The organism is Mesorhizobium sp. M2A.F.Ca.ET.067.02.1.1 (assembly GCF_004023285.1).
GTDB lineage: Bacteria > Pseudomonadota > Alphaproteobacteria > Rhizobiales > Rhizobiaceae > Mesorhizobium.
This window is the reverse complement of sequence record NZ_RZSB01000798.1, coordinates 1-2,654: the sequence shown is the minus strand read 5'-3', so window position 1 is coordinate 2,654 and position 2,654 is coordinate 1. Positions and strand designations below refer to the sequence as shown.

Annotated in this window: 3 protein-coding genes; 2 read left to right on the top strand and 1 reads right to left on the bottom strand. The window is 66.1% G+C overall.

The genetic code is table 11. The features are described from left to right. Together EOA28_RS31950 and EOA28_RS31945 are read left to right on the top strand one after the other, a co-directional pair. Positions 1 to 466: TIGR02186 family protein (locus EOA28_RS31950; RefSeq protein WP_189342312.1), on the top strand; the 466-nt coding region annotated here is incomplete at its 5' end. 155 nt (positions 467 to 621) lie between these two features. After that, positions 622 to 1,878, top strand: a complete 1,257-nt coding sequence (locus tag EOA28_RS31945; RefSeq protein ID WP_127250796.1) for an Hsp70 family protein — start codon at positions 622 to 624, stop codon at positions 1,876 to 1,878. Here the strand turns inward: EOA28_RS31945 and EOA28_RS31940 are convergent. After that, positions 1,879 to 2,654: LysR family transcriptional regulator (locus tag EOA28_RS31940; protein WP_148670989.1), on the bottom strand; the 776-nt coding region annotated here is incomplete at its 5' end.

Below are 2,654 nucleotides of genomic sequence, written 5' to 3'. Positions count from 1 at the left end.
CTCCTATTCCGTCGCGACGACGCGGCCGCTGCAGGACATCGCCGAGCCCGCCAAATACAAGCAGCTCTCGCTCGGGGCGCAGAACCTCTACATGAAGCCCGCCGACGAGACCGACAGCCCGGCGACGATCCAGGAATTCACCGCCGCGCTGCGGGAGCGCAAGGCGGCGACGGGCCTCTACAGCGAAAATGTCGGCGGCGTGCAGTTCCTGTCGCAGAACCTGTTTCGCGCCACGGTGAGGCTCGCGCCGAACGTGCCAGTCGGCACCCACAAAGCGCGCGCCTTCCTGTTCAAGAGCGGCATGTTCGTCAAGGAAAGCTCGGCCCAGCTCGAAATCCGCAAGTCCGGTTTCGAGCAGTCGGTCTTTCGCGTCGCGCATGACTATTCCTTCCTCTACGGCGTGTTCGCCATATCGCTCGCCATGCTGACCGGCTGGCTGGGCCGCATCATCTTCCGCAAGGATTAAAGACCAAAAGGGTTTCCCTCCGGGCGATCATGCGATAAACCGCCGCCTCCCAGCCCAAGGGGTAAACAAGCACAATCTATTTGGCAGAGCGGTCCGGCCATCCGGACGACGGCGCGCTTGGCGTCCCTGCCACAAGGCAACGACAGGAGGCTGCGATGCAATCAGCATTCGGCGGCATCGATTTCGGCACGTCCAATTCCACCGTGGGGGTGATCCGCGACGGCCGGGCGCGACTGGTGGCGCTGGAGGGCGAGCAACCCACTCTGCCGAGCGCCGTGTTCTTCAACTTCGAGGACGGCTACACTTATTTCGGCCGCCGCGCGATCAGCGACTATACCGATAGCATCGAAGGCCGGCTGATGCGCTCTCTGAAGAGCGTGCTCGGCAGCTCGCTCGCCAATGAGAAGACCCGCATCAAGGCGCGCCAGATCGGCTTCATCGACATTATCGGCATGTTCGTCGGCCATCTGAAGAAGCGGCTCGAAGAAGACGCCGGCGGTCCGGTCGAGAACGTGGTGCTCGGCCGGCCCGTGCAGTTCGTCGACGAGGACACGGCCGCCGATGCGAAGGCGCAGGGCGAATTGGAGAAGGCCGCGCGCGCGCAAGGCTTCAAGTACATCGCCTTCCAGTTCGAGCCGATCGCGGCGGCGCTCGACTACGAGCAGAAGGTCACCCGCGAAGAGCTGGCTCTGATCGTCGACATGGGCGGCGGCACATCCGACTTCTCGATTGTGCGGGTCTCGCCGGAGCGCGCCCGCTCGACCGACCGCAAGGCGGACATCCTAGCCAATCGCGGCATCCATATCGGCGGCACCGATTTCGACCGCCTGCTCAGCATCGCCCATGTCATGCCCGAGCTCGGCTATCTGACGCGGACCAAGGACCACAAGCGCAACCTGCCCGCAGCCTATTTCATCGACTTGGCAACCTGGCAGCGCATCAACCTCGTCTACACCGCCAAGGCGATGTCGGACCTGCGACAGATCCGCTACGAGGCCGAGGGCGCCGACCTCGTCGACCGCTTCATCCATGTCGTCGAGCATCGCTATGGCCATGCGATGGCGGGCCTGGTCGAAAGGGCCAAGATCGCGCTGACCGACCAGCCCTCGGCCGAGGTGAAGGTGTCGCTGCCCGGCGCGCGCTTTGCGGCCGAGATCACGCGCGCGGGCCTCGAGGAGACCATTGCGAACGACATCGAACGCGTGTCCGCGACGGTCAAGCAGACCATCGCCGACGCCGGCGTCGATGCCTCCGCCATCACTGCGGTGTTCCTCACCGGCGGCTCGACCGCGATCCCGCTGGCGAAGCGGGCGATCCTGTCGCTGGTGCCGCAGGCCTCCGTCATCGAAGGCGATATGTTCGGCTCGGTCGGCCTCGGTCTCGCGCTCGACGCGCAGCGCAAATACGCCTGACTATTCCGCGCTTGCCAGCGCGTCCGCTTTCCCGGTGAGGTGCGCCTTCAGCGCCATCTGGGCGAGGCTCGCCTGACGGTCGCGGTGCGTGATCATGGCGAAGTCGCGCTTCGGCAGTTCGACCGGCACGGCCCTGAGGCTGCCCTCGGCCAGGGAGCGCGCGACCACCAGCTCCGAGATGATCGTGGCGCCCGCGCCGGCCTCGACCGCCTGACGCACGGCCTCGTTGCTCGGCAGGACCAGGAAAATCTGCAGCTCCGCCGGCGGAACGCCCTGACCATGCGCGAAATCCTCCAGCGCCTCGCGCGTGCCCGACCCGCCTTCCCTGATGATCCAGCGCAGCGCCCTGATGTCGAGATTTCCCGCCCGCGTCATCGGAATCTCGGGATGTGAGCGCGCCACCACCAGCATCATGCGGTCCTCGTCGACCGTGGCGCGGCGCAGGATGTCGGACTCGGTGCGGCCCTCGACCAGGCCGAAATCGGCGCGGCCGTCCAGCACATTGGTCTCGACCTGCCTGGTGTTGCCGATCGTCACGCTCAGCTTCACAGCGGGATAGGCCTCGTGGAAGGCAGCCAGGCGACGCGGCAGCCAGTAGCTGGCGATGGTCTGGCTGGCCGCGATCGACAGGCTGCCGGCGACGGTCTGCGAGACATCCTCCAGCACGCCACGAGCAGCCGCGGCGCGATCCAGGACCGCCTTCGCCTCCGGCAGGAAGCGATGACCGGTCTCTGCCAGTTCAATGTTGCGGCCGACCCGGTTGAACAGGCGCACGT